The organism is Saccharospirillum sp. ABV4_185 (genome assembly GCF_056159245.1).
Genome location: NZ_JBSWUW010000001.1, coordinates 2163263 through 2180316, shown reverse-complemented (window position 1 = coordinate 2180316; position 17054 = coordinate 2163263). Strand labels below are relative to the sequence as shown.

Below are 17054 nucleotides of genomic sequence, written 5' to 3'. Positions count from 1 at the left end.
CTGAGCAGCGCCACCGTCAAAGCCCTTTTATCGCCCGATACGAAGTGGAACAATAGTCTCACGCCCGATATTCAGTGACGTTTTTCGGGCGTCTGTTTGGGAGACTCCGACGTGGCGAAAAAAACAGTTTCATTGGTATTGGGCAGCGGTGGCGCACGCGGCATGGCGCACATCGGCATCATTCGCTGCCTGGAAGACAACGGTTATCAAATCAACAACATTGCCGGCGCCAGCATCGGCGCCCTGATCGGCGGTTTTTATGCCGCCGGCAAGCTGGATAAATACCAGGGTTGGGTAACGGCTTTGGACCGGCGCGATGTGTTGCGCTTGCTGGATTTATCCTTCGATGGCGGCGGTTTATTCAAAGGCGACAAGATCATGACCGTGCTGAGCAAGTTGATCGGCGATGCTCAAATTGAAGAACTGCCGATCGAATTTACGGCCGTAGCGGTAGATATCGAACGCCAGCGCGAAGTCTGGTTTACCGAAGGTTCGTTGTTTGAAGCCATCCGCGCCTCCATCGCCATTCCTTCGGTTTTCAAACCGCATTATTACCGCGACATGATGCTGGTCGATGGCGGCGTACTGAACCCGGTTCCCATGGCGCCGACGTTAAGAACCCTGACCGACCTGACACTGGCGGTGAACCTCAACGGGCGCGAAGAGATACCGCGACCGAAGGCGGCAGTGCGTAAGAAGAAAGCGGTCAAGTCCAATCCCGAAGATCAGAATACGGTCCAGCGCGCAGTCAGCCGCTTTATCGATCGCTGGTGGAGTGAAGACGCCAAAGCAGCCGAACCGCAAAACAAATGGGGCATCATGGAGCTGATCAATCGCTCCATCGACACCATGCAAAACACCATCGCTCATATGAAATTGGCCGCACACCAGCCCGATATTCTGATCGAAATTCCGCGCAGCGTCGGCGGGCTGTTTGATTACAACCTGGCCGAAGACATCATCAATGAAGGTTATCAGTTGTGTGAGGAAGCACTGGAACGCTACCGCAATAAAAGCAGTGAACCGGTGGGCGATAAACCACCGAGCCTCGATGGTGAATAACAGCGCTTTAGCGGCGATCGCTGTCCCAGTTAAACAGCAAGGCGGCGATCGCTAATAACACCACCGTCATCGCCGCCAAGATCAGCAGGTGATCACTGACGGCGGCCAGCCCGGCGCCTTCGGTGGCGATAGCGCGCGCTGCCTGCACCAGATGCGTCAGCGGTAACCACTGCGATAAATTCTGCACCGACAGCGGCGCACCTTCGAGCGAAAACCAGACTTCCGACAAGCCCATCATCGGCCAGGCGGCCATGTTCATAAGCCCGCTGGTCAACTCTTCGCTGCGGGTGCGACTGGCGACCACCAGACCAAGAGCAATCATCGCCAGAGCGCCCAGCGTAAAGGTCAGCAGCAACGCCAATACCGACCCCAGCATTAAAGTACCCAGCAGCCAGTGACTGGCGTAAAAAATGGTGACGCACAAAAACAGCACCGTCATCAGTCGCGATAATATTTGCGCACTGACAAATTCCACCGCCGACAAGGGCGTTGCTTTCAAGCGTTTAAGCATGCCGTTTTTGCGATAGCGCACAATGGCATGACCAACGCCAAACAAGGAGGCAAACATGATGTTCATACCGAGAATGCCCGGCAGCACCCAGTCGACATAACGAATGGGTTCACCACTGATGCGGCGGCGTTGAAAATCCGGATCGGACGCAGCCAGCAATCGCTCGACCATATAACCCTGGCGGCTTTCTTCGTTGACCCAATAACGCCGCTGATCCAGGTCCATCACCAGATCAATCTGGTGACGCCTTGCCTTGTTCAAGGCCACCGACAACTGCTCATAAGGCACAAACTGAATATGATCCAGCGCCATCAATTGCGGCCGATTAACGTAGGCATCCTGTTCACTGATCACGCCGACTTTGAACATCGGCTGCGCCTGACCCAGCAACAAATAAAAACCGACGATTAAAATAATCGGAAACGCCAGATTCCAGGTCAGTGAACTGCGGTCACGCAGAAATTCTTTATTACGGGCTTTTAACACGGCCAGCATGCGGCTCAACATCATGATGCTCCGTTCAGTCAGACTCGCAGCGCATGGCCGGTGAGTTTCAAAAAAAGATCTTCCAGATTAGGACTGCTGACTTTGAGTCCATCCAGGGGCACACCTGCAGCACTCAATTGACGCACCGTTTCATCAACCTGGGTGGTCTGAATGTCGACGCCCTCTTCACGCCGATGAGCAGCAAAAGGCAGATCGAATTCGGCCAGCGACGCCAACGGTAAATGCACCATAACCCCGTCGAAATGCCGCTCCAATAACTGCGCAGGTGCGCCCTGTTCGATAATGCGACCGCCATCCATGATGGCAATGTTGTCGCATAAAATCTGGGCTTCATCCATATAGTGAGTGGTCAGCACTACTGTCTTACCGCGCGCTTTGACCGCCTGAATCAGCGACCAGAAATGGCGTCGTGATTGGGGGTCGAGACCGGTGGTGGGTTCGTCCAGAAACAGCAGATCCGGATCATTAATCAACGCCAGTGCCAGCAACAGACGCTGGCGTTGCCCACCGGACAGACGGCGGCTATCGCGATCGATAAAGTCACTCAAAGCACAGAGTTCAATCACCTCAGGCAGCGCCAAAGGCTGCGGATAAAAAGCCGCAAACAGCTGCAGGGTTTCGCGTACGGTGAGAAAATCCGGTAAGGCGGTGTGCTGAAACTGAATACCGACGCGTTGATAATCGCGCTTTCGTGCCAGCCGGCCAAACAACTGCACCTCGCCTGAAGTCGCCGGGAGGATGCCTTCAATCACTTCGATGGCCGTGGTTTTACCGGCACCGTTGGGGCCGAGTAAACCGAAGCACTGGCCTTGGGCCACACTGAAACTGATGTCATCGACGGCGGTCAGATTCCTAAACCGCTTGGTTAGCTGATGCACCGACAAAATATCGCTCATGCCTTTGTGCCAAACTCCTGTGATCGACGATAAGCCCCGGCCAAACCGGCCGCTGCGCAGCCTAACGCCGTAAAGCCAAGGACGCCATGGCCGATTGTCATTCTACTGAGGCCGCCGGCAATGTTAGACTGGCACCTTCAGCCTGACCTGCGGTTTAGCGCTGTTTCCAAGCCGGCTATCCGCGTCGGTCTTACCCTGGTACATCGGAGAGTAACCTCAGTGATACCCGAGAAAGTCCTGGTGGTTTCTCCGGCCCTGGCCGAAACCCTGGGCCTGGAAGAAGCCCTATTGTATCAGTTGCTCAGTGAGCTGACGCTGATGAGTGGCCCTGCCTTGCAACTGACTGATCAGCACCGGCGACGTCTGTTGCCGTTCTGGAGTGCGGTCCAGGTCGGTTCGGTATTGCGTCGCTTGCAGGCTCAAGGGTTATTGGATGTCTCCGGTGAAGGTCCCTGGCAAATCACCCTGGCCGACCTGGCGCAACCACAGCAGGATGTTGATCCACAACCAACGGTGCAGACACCGACGGCCGAAACGCCTCCGGTCGAACGCCTGCCGGTCCACCGCATGAACGATGCCCGGCGCCGTAATCAGGTCGAAAATGATCTGGATTACCTCAAGGCGGACCAACCACCGATGCCGTCGGTGCGCGCTGAACGCAGCCGCATGCACGCCGACTGGGAACCCTCAGAAGACTTCCCACGGCTATTAACCTTTCACGATATACCGCTGACCTTTGCGCTGTCGGAGCTGGCTAAATTCCGTCAGTACTATCAGGATAGAGACAAGGCGGAATACAGCTGGGATGTGCGCTTTCTGAACTGGGTTCAGCGCGCCTGGCACGATCAACTGAACAATAAGGGCCGTTATGAGCGCAACCAACGCACCCAAGAGCCTGCAAACCCTTCTCGGGACAAGCGGGCTAAAGTCCGGGAAGCTCTCCGTAACATCCGCGACACCGACTGGTAAAAAAAGCGCCCTGGATCACGACACCAAACTGCTGGTGAATATGATCTTTGCGCGCATGCAGCTGATCTACACCCATCGTTTCGAAAGCGCCTATGGTGATGAACAGACCCTGACTCAGGCGAAACGCGAGTGGGCCTACAGCCTGGCCGGTGTCGAGCAGTCGCGCATCGAATACGCCTTGGAAAAGTGCAAGCTGGAACTGGCCTGGCCACCGACGATCGCTGAATTCGTGCGTTATTTAACGCCCGATCCGCAAGCCTTGGGATTGCCATCCATTCGCGACGCCTACCTCGAAGCCTGTCAGAACAGTCACGCCCCCGCGCAACGTCATTGGACCCACCCCGCTGTTCAATGGGCGGCGCGTGAAACCGGTTATTTCAAATTGCGTTCAGAACAAGAGCGGTATAGCTGGCCGGCGTTTGAAGGAGTGTACCGGAGTCTGGTCGAGCGGCTGGCTGAAGGCGAGGAGATTGAATTCGATACTGAGGAAAGGGCTCTGCCGGCACCGGATTTCAGCGCCGAAGATCGCCTAGTGGAGCAATTAATAGCTGCGGGCGCCATCGAAGCTGACGCCTACCAACTGGCTTACTATCTGGAGAAACCGGCTGGCAGCGAGTTGCGCGCGCGCTATCGCCAGCACAGTCAGGAGCGCCTGACGGCGCTCGACCTTAAGGTGGAATTACCAGAATAAGACGGGTTTCAGTTTACCGGTGTTAAAAAGTTACCACTGGCATAACCCACTTCACCGGCAACGCGTACATGCGCCCAAAACCCTTGCGCTTGCTCAGGATCAACCCAAACGCGCGCGCCCTGCCCCAGCTTCATAATAACCGGCGAGGATGTGGAAGGTTCTGCCCGAACGTTCAGCACCGACGCCGTTACTGCCATCAGCACTTCTTCAGAACCGGTAGAGGAGACGGCCGGCCCATCACTGGGTTGCTGCTGGACAATAGGCGTTGGCTCCGGTGGCGCGGGTTCTGGTTCTGGTTCTGGCTCAGCCACGGCGGCAACTTGGGCCGGTTCTGGCTCAGCAGCACTGACCGGTGCTTCAGGGGTAACCGCTGGGGTCTCGGCAACGGTCTGGGGTACAGGCTCCGCTGTCTCTTCTTCAACAACAGCTGTCTGTGGGTTCTCAACCGGATCCATCACCAGATGGGAGAGCCGCGGTACTGGTTGACGCCCCCATTGTGGCGCGCCCCACACCATATAGCTGATGAAGCTGCCGCCCATTAGAAAGCCGATTAAAAATACCAGCGTGTAGGACATCCACTGGCTGTCTTTATTGGCCTTGGGCAGCGAATTACGACGGGTACGAGCCTGAACACCAAAGAGACGCCACTCAATGCGATCAAGATAACGAGGGTCTTCCGGTAACAGCGGCGGACGTTCGACGTCACCCTTTTCATCCTGGGTCTCACGCTGGACACGCTCACCAATTTCCAGCACCCGGTCCTCGGAAATTCCCAGAATTCGCCCCAGCAAACGCAGTGCCAGAGGCACCTGACTGGGCATTTCGTGAAACACCAGCAACATCCGCCAACAGGTTTCGACCAGAAACGGGACCTGGTCGCGCGACAGGGTTTCTGACATCCAGCGCAACGCTTCAACGTGTTGCTCCAGAGGTTGGTTTTCAAGCAGCTGACGCCAGCGCTCGACCAGAGTGTCATCAGTATAGGAAAGCGAACGTTGCAGTGTTTCACGCAGGTGTTGTTCGCTGGAAGGATATACGTAGGCAAGCCATTGTAATGCCAGGTGAACCGCCGCCTGAGTTGAGTCGGGGTGGCGCAACCAGAACGAAGTGCTTGTCACATCAGAATCAGCCAAAAATTTCATAACCTTTTCATTCAACCACTGGTTGTAACACCGTGCAATAGGCGTCGGTGCCATAACATCGCTAAGGTACAGCCATGAAGCATACCACAGGCCGTCAGACGTAGAATGTCCATCTTGGGGAGAGATTCCCGGACTGTTCTGATAATGCCATAAAAAAACCCCGGGTAAACCGAGGTTTTTTAGTCTTTCCGAGTGCCTGGCGGTTATTCTGCCGGCGTTTCCGCGAATGAAGCGCGCTCTTCGTCGCTGACTTCACGCATAGACAGCTTAACGCGGCCACGGTTGTCAACATCCAGAATCTTGACCACAACGACATCGCCTTCGCTCAGTTCGTCGGTCACTTTCTCGATGCGACGGTCAGCGATCTGGGAAATATGCACCAGACCGTCCTTACCCGGCAGGAATTGTACGAAAGCACCAAAGTCGGCGATGCGTACTACCTTGCCCTGATACACAGTGCCCGGCTCCGGCTCGGTGGTCAGCGCCAGAATCTTGTTCTTGGCAGCGGTGGCCGAGGCGTTATCCGGGGCGTACAGACGGACAGTACCGTCGTCGGAAATATCCACTTCAGCGCCGGTTTCTTCGACGATGGAGCGAATGGTGGCACCGCCCTTACCGATGACGTCACGAATCTTATCGGTGTCGATTTTCATCGTTTGCATGGTCGGGGCTTTGTCGGACAGCTCAGTACGAGAGCTCGCAATCACCTTGTTCATTTCATCGAGAATGTGCTGACGCGCGGCGTTGGCCTGCTCCAGAGCGATCTCCATGATCTCTTCGGTAATGCCTTCGATCTTGATGTCCATCTGCAAAGCGGTAACACCGGTTTTGGTACCGGCCACTTTGAAGTCCATGTCACCCAGGTGGTCTTCGTCACCCAGGATGTCGGTCAACACAGCAAAACCGTCGTCTTCTTTCACCAGGCCCATGGCGATACCCGCGACCGGGCTCTTCACCGGCACACCGGCGTCCATCATCGCCAGAGAGGCGCCACAGACTGAGGCCATGGACGAAGAACCGTTGGATTCGGTGATTTCAGACACCACGCGCACGGTGTAAGGGAAGTCATCCTGATTCGGCATCATCGCCAGCACGCCACGCTTGGCCAAACGACCGTGGCCGATTTCACGACGACCCACCGCACCGATACGACCCGCTTCACCGACGCTGAACGGAGGGAAGTTGTAGTGGAACATAAAGTGGTCAGTGATGGTGCCGTTCAACTGGTCTTCCATCTTGCCGTCGCGCAGCGTACCCAGGGTGGTTGCCACCAGCGCCTGAGTTTCACCACGAGTGAACAGCGCAGAACCGTGAGCGTTCGGCAGCACACCGACTTCAACGGTGATCGGACGAACAGTTTTGGTGTCACGACCGTCAATACGCGGCTCGCCTTTAACGATGCGCTCACGCACCAGCTGTTTCTCCAGCTTGGCGAAGACGCCTTTCAGTTCGTCAGCCGACGGGCCTTCTTCACTGGCCAGTTGTTCAACCAGTTCCGCCTTGTGGGCGTCCAGAGCGGCGTAACGCTCCATCTTGTCGGAAATCTGGTAAGCCTGGGCAATCTTGTCACCGAAACCGGCCTTCACTTGTTCGATCAGAGCCGTGTTTTCAGCTTTCGGTTGGAAATCCCAACGCGGTTTGCCGTTTTCAGCGGCGAAGGCTTTAACTGCTTCAACCGCAACCTGGTATTCCTGGTGAGCGAACAGAACGGCGCCCAGCATCTGATCTTCGCTCAGTTCCTGCGCTTCGGATTCCACCATCAGAACCGCATCGGCGGTACCGGCAACGACCATGTTCAGGCGCGAGCTTTCCAGTTGTTCGAAAGTCGGGTTCAGCAGGTAACCCTCTTCATCGGTGTAACCCACACGGGCAGCACCGATCGGGCCATTGAACGGTACACCGGAGATGGTCAGCGCAGCCGATGTCGCGATCATCGCGGCGATATCCGGATCATCGGTCTTGTTGGCAGACACCACGTTGATGATGACCTGAACTTCGTTCATAAAGCCTTTGGTGAACAAAGGACGGATCGGACGGTCGATCAGACGCGAGGTCAGGGTTTCTTTCTCAGAAGGACGACCTTCACGCTTCAGGTAGCCACCGGGGATTTTACCCGCGGCGTAATATTTTTCCTGATAATGAACCGACAGCGGGAAAAACGGCTGGTCGGCGCGGGCTTCTTTGGCCGCGACAACGGTGGCCAGCACGACGGTGTCGTCGATGGTGCACAGTACAGCGCCAGTGGCCTGACGAGCGATACGAGCAGTTTCCAGAATGACGGTCTTGCCACCGAACTGGAAGCTATGGGTTTTAGGGGTCAAATGACTCACTCGAGTCTCCTTTTTGGTTAATGGGTGGACCCCGATCCCAACGATGCTTCTATCGATAAAGTCTGGCTGAGACCTCATGGATAGAAGCTCCGCAGGCGGTATAACACCAGCCCGGGGAAATATCGTTGTTCACGGTCGTCCGAAACTACAGATCCAAATACAACGGCGGGAGCGCAGTGACACTGGCTTGAAACGAACAAGGGCCCCTGACGGAGCCCTTGGCGGTATCGCTTAGCGACGCAGACCCAGTTTCTTAATCAGGGTAGCGTAACGTTCGACGTCTTTCCGCTTGAGGTAGTCCAGCAGCTTACGACGCTGGTTAACCATGCGGATCAGACCACGGCGAGAATGGTGATCCTTGCTGTGATCCTTGAAGTGGCCCTGCAGACCTTCGATGTTACGGGTCAGCAATGCAACCTGGACTTCCGGGGAACCAGTATCGTTGGCGCCGGTACCGAATTCCTTAACGATTTCCGCTTTTTGTTCAACTGTCAGTGACATGGGTAACTCCACGAATATGCCAAATAAAGGAGTGACCACCGCGCATATTAACAGTGGCATTCCAGCGTGCAGCTACACAGCTGCAAACCGCGCGGGATTATACATCAGCAACCGGGCAGGAACAAAGCCTCATACCGCCCTGGTTGCGATCACTCTAAGCGGGTGTAATTCACCGCTGGCGTCGACCTCACCGACCCCCAGAAAACGCCCTTCGGCGACGGCCTGAGCCAGGCCTTCAAACGGCGCTTCCAAACGGAAGTGACTCACCGGATTACCATGACTGAAACGCTGCCCCTGGGCTTCGCTCAATTCGATAACAGGCAAGTCGACTAACAAAGATTGCAACGGCAGCAACCACTCATCCAGAGCGGTGTGGCCCTGTGCCTCCTGTCGCTCGATCAAGGTTTGCAATGCCTGCGCCTGATCCAGACTGAAACGGCCATGGCGGGTCCGGCGTAAAGCGGTGATATGAGCGCCACAGCCGAGTGCCTCGCCAATGTCATCGACCAGGGTGCGAATGTAAGTGCCTTTGGAGCAATGCACGTCCAACACCATTTCGTCGTCGTTGAGCTCAACCAGTGTCAGACTGAAAATCTGCACCGGCCGCGCTTCGCGCTCAACGGTTTTGCCCTGGCGCGCCAGGTCATAGAGTTTCTGACCATCGCGCTTAAGCGCCGAGTACATCGGCGGTACTTGCTCGATGTCGCCGGTAAACCGCTCAGCCAACAACCGCTCTACCGCTTCACGCTGCAACTCAGGTACCGGACGGCTGTCGATCACTGCGCCTTCGGCATCCAACGTATCGGTACGCACACCCAAGCGGGCAGTGGCGCGATAGGCTTTATCGGCATCGAGCAAAAAACGACTGAATTTAGTGGCTTCACCGAGACAGATCGGCAGCAAGCCGGTGGCCAGCGGATCCAGCGCACCGGTATGACCGGCTTTTTGTGCCTGAAACAACCAACGCACCTTTTGCAGCACGCCGTTGGACGACCAGCCATCGGGTTTATCAACCAGTATTACGCCATCCAAAGGACGACCTTTTTTTCTGCGTGCCATGAATCAGCTAGGAAATAAATGGGAGGGAAAAAGGACGACTCAGTCGTCGTCCTGATGACGAGCCTGATCCTGACGTAAGGCTTCGTCAATCAAGCCCGTCAGGCGGGTGCCGCTTTCCAGTACCTGGTCATAATGAAAACGCAATTGCGGCATTACGCGCAGCTGTATTTCCTGCGCCAGCATGGAACGCAAAAAGCCACTCGCCTTATTCAACAAGGCGGCTTGTTCATCGCGTTGCTGTTCAGCTTCGGCGTTATCGCCAAAGGCCATGCAAGTGAAATAAATGTCAGCGTAGGACAGATCGCGACTGACCTTGACCGCATTGATGGTCACCATGCCCAGGCGTGGGTCTTTGACTTCCTGCTGAATCAGTACTGACAGATCGCGTTGAATCTGATCACCGATCCGGCGCAGGCGACTGTTGTCTTTAGCCATGAGATTACCTAAACGATTAGCGCCCAGACCAACCATTTTGGTCAGTCTGGGCAGTCATCCGCCCCAGCCTAGAACCGGGACGAGAAGCATCAGTCTTCGATGCTGCGTGCCACTTCTTTAACGTCAAAGACTTCGATCTTGTCGCCGGCTTTCACGTCATTGTAGTTGCGAACACCGATACCGCATTCCATTCCCTGACGTACTTCCTGAACGTCGTCTTTAAAGCGGCGCAGCGATTCCAGTTCGCCTTCGTAGATCACCACTTCGTCGCGCAGAACACGGATCTTCTTGTTGCGGTAGACGGTACCCTCAACCACCATGCAGCCAGCGACCTGGCCAAACTTCGGTGAGTTGAAGACATCGCGCACTTCCGCCAGACCCACGATCTCTTCACGCAGATCGGGCGACAACAGACCACTCATGGCGGCTTTGACGTCGTCGATCAGGTCGTAAATGACATTGTAGTAACGCAGATCCAGGCCGGCATTTTCGATGACCGTACGCGCCTTACCGGTGGCACGAACGTTGAAACCGAAGACCACCGCACTGGCGGTAATCGCCAGGTTGGCATCCGACTCGGAAATCGCGCCCACACCGCTGGCGATGATATTCACCTTGACTTCGTCGGTGCTGAGTTTCTGCAGTGAAGCACTGATCGCTTCCAGCGAACCGCGCACGTCAGCCTTGAGTACGATGTTCAGGTTCTGCAGTTCATCCGAACCCATACCCTGGAACAAGGCATCCAGTTTGGCCGCCTGTTGCTGCGCCTGGATGGATTCCTTGGCACGCTCGTAACGCATCTCGGCCACTTCACGTGCGGTCCGTTCACTCTCAGCGACAACAAAGTCGTCGCCGGCGTCAGGCGTACCGTTCAAGCCGAGAATCTCGACCGGAATGGAGGGGCCGGCTTCGTCAACCTGTTGGCCGGTTTCATCCAGCAAGGCACGTACCTTACCGTAGAAAGCACCCGCCAGAACCACATCGCCTTTGCGCAACAGACCGGATTGAACCAGGACCGTAGCAACGGCGCCGCGGCCTTTATCCAGACTGGATTCAACCACCACACCTTTACCCGGACCGGTAGCGTGCGCTTTCAGTTCCAGCACTTCAGCCTGCAACAGAATAGCGTCGAGCAACTCGTCAATGCCCTGACCGGAATGCGCCGAGACCTGCACAAACTGCGTATCGCCACCCCAGGCTTCGGGAATGACATCGCGCTGCGACAGTTCATTGATAACACGATCCGGATCGGCTTCTTCTTTATCCATCTTGTTGATGGCAACGATCAGCGGAACACCGGCTGCCTTGGCGTGTTGAATTGCCTCTTCGGTTTGCGGCATCACACCATCGTCGGCAGCGACGACCAGAATCACCACGTCGGTCGCCTGAGCACCACGCGCACGCATGGCGGTAAAGGCCGCGTGTCCCGGTGTATCCAGGAAGGTGATCATGCCTTTGTCGGTCTTAACGTGGTAAGCACCGATGTGCTGGGTAATACCACCGGACTCACCCGCCACAACGCGAGTGCGACGAATGTGGTCGAGCAAGCTGGTTTTACCGTGGTCAACGTGACCCATAACGGTGATGACCGGAGCGCGGGCGGTTTCTTCACCGCTGTAGCTCACTTCCATCAAATCGTCTTCCATGGCGTTCTCATTGACGACCGCATACTTGTGGCCCATCTCTTCGATCACCAGGATGGCAGTATCCTGATCGATGCTTTGGTTAACAGTCACCATCACACCCATCTTGAACAATACCTTGACCACCTCAGCGGCTTTGATCGACATCTGGTTCGCCAGGTCAGCCACGGTAATGGCTTCACCCAGTTGCACCTCACGCACCACCGGTGCGGTTGGACGTTCGAACTGGTGATCACGACGCTTGTTCGACTTGCGACGACGGCGACGACCAAAGCCATCACCTTCACCTTCATCCAAGGCCGACAACATCTGCTGATGCTTATTACCGCCACGACCGCTGGCCACACGCTGAGCCACCTCGGCTTTCTTGCCGCCTTTTTTATGACCCGCTTTACGACTGTCACCGGCCGGGCCGTCATCGACTCGAACCGGTTTTTCAGTTTTGTGTTTCTTCTTCTCGGTGGTGCGATCTTCCTTAGCCAGTTTGGCTTCGGCATCCGCCACCGCCAGTTGCGGATCTTCTTCAACCGTTTCGCTTTGCGCTGATTTACGCGCCGCTTCGGCTGCTTTGCGATCCGCTTCCGCTTTGGCTTTTGCTTCAGCATCGCGCTGACGTGCCGCTTCCAGTTTGGCGTCTTCTTCAGCACGACGAGTGGCGCTGTCATTCGCTGTCGGTGCTGGCGCTTCCGCTGCTACTTTCTCTTCAGCCGGCGCTTCGCTTTCGGTCGTTTCTACAGCATCGTGCTGAACGTAGGTGCGCTTCTTACGCACTTCGATATTGACCGTTTTGCCGCGCGCAGAACCACCGGTTTTTAATTGAGTGGTCACTTTGCGCTTTAAGGTGATTTTTTTCGGCGAACTGTCATTGCTTTCACCATGACTGCTCTTCAAAAATGTCAACAGGGTCTGCTTCTGGTCGTCATTGACGGCGTCGCTTTCCGACTGCTGCGGCAGACCCGCATCGCTCATCTGTTTCAACAAACGATCAACGGGTGTACCAACGCTCTCCGCCAGTTGTTTAACGGTGACTTCTGCCATGGATTCCTCCTACCCGTGATTAGTCGTTTTCAAACCAAGGCGCCCGTGCTGCCATGATCAATTGACCGGCGCGCTCTTCGTTCATTCCATCGATGTCCATCAGTTCATCGATGCTCTGTTCCGCCAGATCTTCCATGCTGCAAATGCCCTTGCTCGCCAGCAGGCGAGCCAGACCATCATCCATGCCTTCCATGGACAGCAAATCTTCCTGAGGGGTGGCGGAATCCAGCTGTTCTTCACTGGCCAGTTCCTGAGTCAACAGCACATCTTTGGCGCGCTGACGCAATTCCTGAACAATGTCCTCATCAAAACCTTCGATGGCGAGAAATTCTTCCTGGGGTACGTAGGCCACTTCTTCCAAAGTGGTGAAGCCTTCCTCAACCAGTACCAGGGCGATGTCTTCATCGACAGCCAGTTTTTCTTCAAAATAAGTGACCAACTGACCGGCTTCAGCTTCCTGTTTCTCACCGGCTTCGGCTTCGGTCATGACGTTGATGGTCCAGCCTGTTAAATCGCTGGCCAGACGAACGTTTTGTCCGCTGCGGCCAATGGCGATCGCCAGGTTATCTTCAGCAACAGCGACGTCCATGGTGTGAGTGTCTTCATCCATAACGATGGACGCGACTTCCGCCGGCGCCATGGCGTTGATCACCAATTGCGCAGGATTGTCGTCCCACAAAATGATGTCGACGCGTTCGTTGTTCAGCTCGTTGGAAACGGCCTGCACGCGTGAACCGCGCATACCGACACAGGCGCCAACCGGATCAATGCGTCCGTCATTGGTTTTCACCGCGATCTTAGCGCGTGAACCCGGGTCGCGGGCACAACCACGAATTTCGATCACTTCTTCCTGAATTTCCGGCACTTCAATGCGGAACAATTCGATCAGCATTTCGTTGCTGGCGCGACTCAATACCAATTGAGGGCCACGGCCTTCGGCGCGTACACCCTGCAGCACAGCGCGGACTCGATCGCCGATGCGGAAGGTTTCGCGGCCGATCACTTCTTCACGCGGTAATACCGCTTCGGCGTTGTTACCCAGATCAACAATGATGTTGTCGCGGGTCACTTTCTTGACCGTACCCAACACCATTTCACCAACACGCTCGCGATACTGTTCAACAATTTTCGCGCGTTCGGCTTCGCGCACTTTCTGCACGATAATCTGCTTGGCGGCCTGGGCGCTGATACGACCAAAGCCGGCGTTCTCAACTTTTTCTTCGTAGATGTCGTCAGGCTGCAGTGTCTTGTCGACCTCATGCGCCTCTTCCACCGTCCACTCCGAACCCAACATTGGGACTACGTCATCGGCGGTTACCGTCCAGCGACGGAAAGTTTCGTATTCCCCGGTTTCGCGGTCGATGACTACCTTGATGTCCGCTTCGCCTTCATCGTCGAAGCGCTTCTTAGCCGCAGCGGCAAGAGCAAGTTCCATGGCGTCAAAAATGACTTCACGGGATACACCCTTTTCATTCGCTACCGCGTCCACGACCAGAAGAATTTCTTTGCTCATCGTCTCAGCCTCTCGTTTGCCGGGCCTGTACCGGGCTTTCCTTTTCGATTAATCGGTTATGCGTTGTCGAAGTTCGGAACCAAACGCGCCACTTCTATACTTTCAATCGGCAGCAGGTAATCGCTGCCATCCAGGGTGACGCAAATATCACCGTCTTCGATGGCGCTCAGTACGCCTTTAAACTTACGTCGTCCTTCGAACGGAGCGCGCAGTCGAACATCAATCCACTCACCAATATAAAGAGCGAATTGTTCCAAAGTGAATAACGGCCGATCCATGCCTGGCGATGACACTTCCAGGGTGTAGTTCTGACTGATCGGGTCTTCGACATCCATCACAGCGCTGATCTGATGACTGACTTCAGCGCAATGATCGACAGTAATGCCATCTTCATGATCGATATAAACGCGCAACAAACTGTGCTTACCACGCGCCACATATTCCAAACCCCAGAACACATAGCCCAAACCGGTCACAACCGGTTCGATCAGCGTTGTCAGTTCATCTACCTTCGCCATGGGCGTCCTCTGTTTGAGCGCTTTTTCAAAAACAAAAAAAGGGCAACTTTGGAATCGTCGCACCGGCGTCGATTCCGCAGGCCCAGATCAAAATCAACTGATCTCGACAATGGCCGCCGTCGGTAGCCATTCACCTCACTGCGAGGCTGCACGTACAAAAAAGCCCCTGCATGAGGGGCTTAATGCTGAAGTCCAGCGGACTTCTTTATGCTACGGAAGGCCCTCTGGCTTCCGGTGGTCCGAAGACCCTGGAATTCCGTGGAATTCCGGAAATGCTGATTCTTCATATATAGAAACAACATTTCAAATGGTAGCGGGGGCAGGGTAAAAATGGACGTTTAGGAAGCATGCTTCCTGTCCGTTTTTACGGCTGCACACGGATGTGCAGCCTGGACCTTACCGCTGGGACGCACAACCCTAAAGCTGAACGACCTCACCAATTGGTAGCGGGGGCAGGATTTGAACCTACGACCTTCGGGTTATGAGCCCGACGAGCTACCAGACTGCTCCACCCCGCATCAAACTTTCAGGTTATTTATATCCCGGAACCTGGCCGGGTCGGTCTCATAAGCCGAAGGTCGCTAATACTCCCTTCGACTTTTGCGGTGTGGGAGCCCGACGCGCTACCAGACTGCTCCACCCCGCATCAAACTTTCAGGTTATTTATATCCCGGAACCTGGCCGGATCGGTCTCATAAGCCGAAGGTCGCTAAAACTCCCTTCGACTTTTGCGGTGTGGGAGCCCGACGAGCTACCAGACTGCTCCACCCCGCATCAAACTTTCAGGTTATTTATATCCCGGAACCTGTTCCGGTGGTCTCAAAACTGGATGACTCCCACTAAGGATCATCCCCGGGCGGCGCGAATTATAGGGATGCGTCACTCGACTTTCAAGGCTGCCCGGAGCAAAGAGTCCGGGAGAAAGAAAACGGGCCTGGAAACCAGGCCCGGGTATTGGTGCCGACGACTAGACTCGAACTAGCACGGGCAAAAGCCCACCACCCCCTCAAGATGGCGTGTCTACCAATTCCACCACGTCGGCAAAACTTACTCGGCAGGTACTTCCGATGTTGCGCTGCCTTCACCAGCCGGGATCTCACCAAGATCACCCGCCGTTTCGGACTGAGTATTCACGCTCTGTTCTGCAGCGGGAATATCCAGGCCCAAATCATCCAGACCACTCGCCTTTTGCTTGGCAATATAAGCCAAACCAAAGCTGGTCAGGAAAAAGCCGGTTGCCAAAATGGCGGTGGTGCGAGTCAGGAAGTTACCGCTGCCGCCACTGCCAAAAACCGTCTGAGATGCACCGCCACCAAAGGAAGCACCGGCATCCGCACCCTTACCACGTTGGATCAGCACGAAACCGACCACAGCAACGGCCAGGCAGACGTGCACAACCAAAACTAAATTCTCAACCATCATATCCGTTAGACCTCTGCTGCCGCCTGACAGATGGCGACGAACTCATCAGCCAGCAGGGACGCCCCGCCGACCAGCCCGCCATCAATATCCGGCTGCTGAAACAATTCCTGTGCATTAGCGGCTTTAACACTGCCGCCGTACAAAATGCGGTTCTGAGCCGCCACATCGGCATCGGCCTGAGCCAGACGACCGCGAATAAAAGCATGCACGGCCTGAGCCTGTTCCGGCGATGCTGTCTTGCCCGTACCGATCGCCCAAACCGGTTCGTACGCGATAACGATGCGCTTGAACGCCGCAATACCCACTTCGTTCAATACTGCATCCAGCTGCTCACCTACCACCTGTTCGGTGGTGTCAGCTTCACGTTCTGCCAGCGTTTCTCCAACGCACAGCATTGGCGTTACATCCGCAGCCAGTGCCGCTGCCACCTTGGTCGCCGTATCAGCGTTGCTCTCAGCAAAGAGTTCACGACGCTCGGAGTGACCAATCAATACATAGTGACAGCCAAAATCTTTCACCATGCCCAGAGACAATTCGCCGGTATAGGCGCCTTTCTCCGCAGCATGAACGTTTTGAGTGCCCCACTCGATGCCAGTGCCGTTCAACATCTGGGCAACCTGAGCAACGTACAACGCTGGTGGAAACACCACTGCGTCCATGGCTTTTGCATCAATGCCGGCAACAAAAGCATTCAACAGACTCTCAGTCTGAGCTTTGCTGCCATTCATCTTCCAGTTTGCGGCTACCAGCTTGCGGCGCATTGCAGGCCTCCCTCAAAACGGGCGCAGAGTGTACTTCCTTTGCCTGCCATGGGCAA

The 17054-nt window shown here is 55.4% G+C and carries 15 protein-coding genes and 2 tRNA genes; 3 read left to right on the top strand and 14 right to left on the bottom strand.

From position 1 onward, the window contains the following. The first annotated feature begins 111 nt into the window (after window positions 1–111). Window positions 112–1062, top strand: coding sequence for a patatin-like phospholipase family protein (locus ACXAE6_RS10160; protein ID WP_475147137.1), 951 nt, complete (start codon window positions 112–114; stop codon window positions 1060–1062). 7 nt (window positions 1063–1069) lie between these two features. On the opposite strand, the gene ACXAE6_RS10155 is transcribed toward ACXAE6_RS10160, so the two are convergent. Together ACXAE6_RS10155 and ACXAE6_RS10150 are read right to left on the bottom strand one after the other, a co-directional pair. Continuing rightward, entirely contained in the window at window positions 1070–2083 is a 1014-nt protein-coding gene (locus ACXAE6_RS10155; RefSeq protein ID WP_475147135.1) for an ABC transporter permease, read from the bottom strand. Between the two features lie 14 nt (window positions 2084–2097). Then, entirely contained in the window at window positions 2098–2976 is an 879-nt protein-coding gene (locus ACXAE6_RS10150; RefSeq protein ID WP_475147131.1) for an ABC transporter ATP-binding protein, read from the bottom strand. A 219-nt stretch (window positions 2977–3195) separates the two neighbouring features. On the opposite strand from ACXAE6_RS10150, the gene ACXAE6_RS10145 reads away from it, so the two are divergent. Together ACXAE6_RS10145 and ACXAE6_RS10140 are read left to right on the top strand one after the other, a co-directional pair. Further along, window positions 3196–3945, top strand: coding sequence for a DnaT-like ssDNA-binding domain-containing protein (locus tag ACXAE6_RS10145; protein ID WP_475147129.1), 750 nt, complete (start codon window positions 3196–3198; stop codon window positions 3943–3945). 40 nt (window positions 3946–3985) lie between these two features. Then, window positions 3986–4636 (top strand): replication protein P, encoded by a 651-nt coding sequence (locus ACXAE6_RS10140; protein WP_475151738.1) that lies wholly within the window; start codon window positions 3986–3988, stop codon window positions 4634–4636. A gap of 8 nt (window positions 4637–4644) precedes the next feature. Here ACXAE6_RS10140 and ACXAE6_RS10135 read toward each other — a convergent pair whose 3' ends face one another. The 12 genes from ACXAE6_RS10135 to tpiA form a co-directional block, all read right to left on the bottom strand. Then, on the bottom strand, window positions 4645–5778 hold the full coding sequence (locus ACXAE6_RS10135) for an SH3 domain-containing protein (protein WP_475147126.1): 1134 nt from the start codon (window positions 5776–5778) through the stop codon (window positions 4645–4647). Window positions 5779–5981: 203 nt separating this feature from the next. Beyond that, the gene (gene pnp, locus ACXAE6_RS10130) at window positions 5982–8099 is read right to left on the bottom strand and encodes a polyribonucleotide nucleotidyltransferase (RefSeq protein ID WP_475151735.1); all 2118 of its coding nucleotides are present in this window, start codon (window positions 8097–8099) and stop codon (window positions 5982–5984) included. 240 nt (window positions 8100–8339) lie between these two features. Beyond that, window positions 8340–8609, bottom strand: coding sequence for a 30S ribosomal protein S15 (gene rpsO, locus ACXAE6_RS10125; RefSeq protein ID WP_108126065.1), 270 nt, complete (start codon window positions 8607–8609; stop codon window positions 8340–8342). A 129-nt stretch (window positions 8610–8738) separates the two neighbouring features. Continuing rightward, on the bottom strand, window positions 8739–9668 hold the full coding sequence (gene truB / locus ACXAE6_RS10120; RefSeq protein ID WP_475147122.1) for a tRNA pseudouridine(55) synthase TruB: 930 nt from the start codon (window positions 9666–9668) through the stop codon (window positions 8739–8741). A gap of 39 nt (window positions 9669–9707) precedes the next feature. Continuing rightward, window positions 9708–10103 (bottom strand): 30S ribosome-binding factor RbfA, encoded by a 396-nt coding sequence (rbfA, locus tag ACXAE6_RS10115; RefSeq protein ID WP_475147120.1) that lies wholly within the window; start codon window positions 10101–10103, stop codon window positions 9708–9710. Window positions 10104–10192: 89 nt separating this feature from the next. After that, complete coding sequence (gene infB / locus ACXAE6_RS10110) at window positions 10193–12784, bottom strand: translation initiation factor IF-2 (protein WP_475147117.1); 2592 nt, start codon at window positions 12782–12784, stop codon at window positions 10193–10195. 19 nt (window positions 12785–12803) lie between these two features. Beyond that, window positions 12804–14297, bottom strand: coding sequence for a transcription termination factor NusA (gene nusA / locus ACXAE6_RS10105; protein WP_475147115.1), 1494 nt, complete (start codon window positions 14295–14297; stop codon window positions 12804–12806). Between the two features lie 56 nt (window positions 14298–14353). Beyond that, a complete protein-coding gene (gene rimP / locus ACXAE6_RS10100) occupies window positions 14354–14815 on the bottom strand; it encodes a ribosome maturation factor RimP (RefSeq protein WP_392804597.1) in 462 nt (153 codons plus the stop codon). 441 nt (window positions 14816–15256) lie between these two features. Continuing rightward, window positions 15257–15333: transfer RNA gene (locus tag ACXAE6_RS10095), tRNA-Met, on the bottom strand. A gap of 437 nt (window positions 15334–15770) precedes the next feature. Then, window positions 15771–15857: transfer RNA gene (locus ACXAE6_RS10090), tRNA-Leu, on the bottom strand. Window positions 15858–15862: 5 nt separating this feature from the next. Then, window positions 15863–16237: a preprotein translocase subunit SecG gene (secG, locus tag ACXAE6_RS10085; protein WP_475147112.1), complete on the bottom strand. Its 375-nt coding sequence runs from the start codon at window positions 16235–16237 to the stop codon at window positions 15863–15865. Window positions 16238–16242: 5 nt separating this feature from the next. Beyond that, window positions 16243–16998 carry a triose-phosphate isomerase gene (gene tpiA / locus ACXAE6_RS10080; protein ID WP_475147110.1) on the bottom strand — a complete coding sequence of 252 codons (756 nt, stop codon included), beginning with the start codon at window positions 16996–16998 and terminating at the stop codon, window positions 16243–16245. Between the last annotated feature and the right edge of the window lie 56 nt (window positions 16999–17054).